The sequence below is a fragment of the bacterium genome (genome assembly GCA_030655055.1).
GTDB lineage: Bacteria > Edwardsbacteria > AC1 > AC1 > EtOH8 > UBA5202.
Genome location: JAURWH010000204.1, coordinates 1 through 1,058, shown reverse-complemented (window position 1 = coordinate 1,058; position 1,058 = coordinate 1). Strand labels below are relative to the sequence as shown.

The window sequence follows — 1,058 nt, the reverse complement described above, 5'->3', positions numbered from 1 at the left end:
TTTTATTTTTCCGAACATTTGATTATTGTGTTAGTTTGTAGGATTTCTGGCCACCAAAACACTAAGGCACAAAGATTTTATTCTGACAGGATTAACATGATTAAAAAAATTACATACCTTTTGTGTCTTCGTGGCTTGGTGGCAAAAGAGTTACGCTAATTTAACTATTCTTTCAGCTATTTCCCGGGCGGCCCCAGGTCTGGCCAGAATTTTCGCAGCTTCGGACATTGCCTTATTTTTTTTGCCGTCGAAAAGGATCTCAGTTATTTTCTGGGATAAGATCTGTCCGGTCAGTTCCCGGTCCAGTACCATCTCCGCGGCTCCGGATTTTTCCAGACTGCGGGCGTTGTATTCCTGATGGTTGCTGGCGGCGTAGGGAAAGGGGATCAGGATCGAGGGCAGGCCGCAGGCCAGAGTTTCCGAGACCCCGGCCCCGGACCGGCTGATGACCAGGTCGGCGGCCGCCATGGCAGAAGGCATCTTGTCTATGTAAGCCAGAACTTTTACCGAAGCTGTTGAGCTTTGACACTTCTCCGTAATCAGGCTAAGATCTTTTTGGCCGGTTTGAAAGATAATCTGAATGTCTTTCAGGTGTCCTGCCTGGTCCAGGTGAGCCAGGGAATCCAGCACCGCCAGGTTGATGCTGTGGGCTCCCTGGCTGCCCCCGAAGACCAGGATGGTCTTTTTGCCCGGTTCCAAGCCGAATTCTTTTATCCCCTGTTCTTTTGAAATTTCCCCAATTTCGGGGCGGATGGGGTTGCCGGTAAAAATTACTTTCGCATTTTTATCCAGGTACTGAGAGCATTCGGGGAAGCCGCCGTAAATCTCGCCGGCAAAACGGGACAGGAATCTCACGGCTTTGCTGGGCATCACATCCAGCGCCAGCAGGGACAACGGTATCCTGAGCATCCAGGCGGCCAGCACCGGCGGGGCCGAGACATATCCCCCGGTTCCCAGGACCGCATCCGGCCTTTCGGTGATCATGTAAAAGAGCGACTGCAGGGTGGCGATAATAAAACTGAAGGGAAAATGCATCTTCTGCCAATGGGATTTTCCCA

1 protein-coding gene is annotated in these 1,058 nt (G+C 51.2%); it reads right to left on the bottom strand.

Translation table 11 applies throughout. The features are described 5' to 3' along the window. Positions 1–150: 150 nt before the first annotated feature. On the bottom strand, positions 151–1,058 hold a 908-nt coding region (locus Q7U71_09560; protein ID MDO9392004.1), incomplete at its 5' end, for a UDP-N-acetylglucosamine--N-acetylmuramyl-(pentapeptide) pyrophosphoryl-undecaprenol N-acetylglucosamine transferase.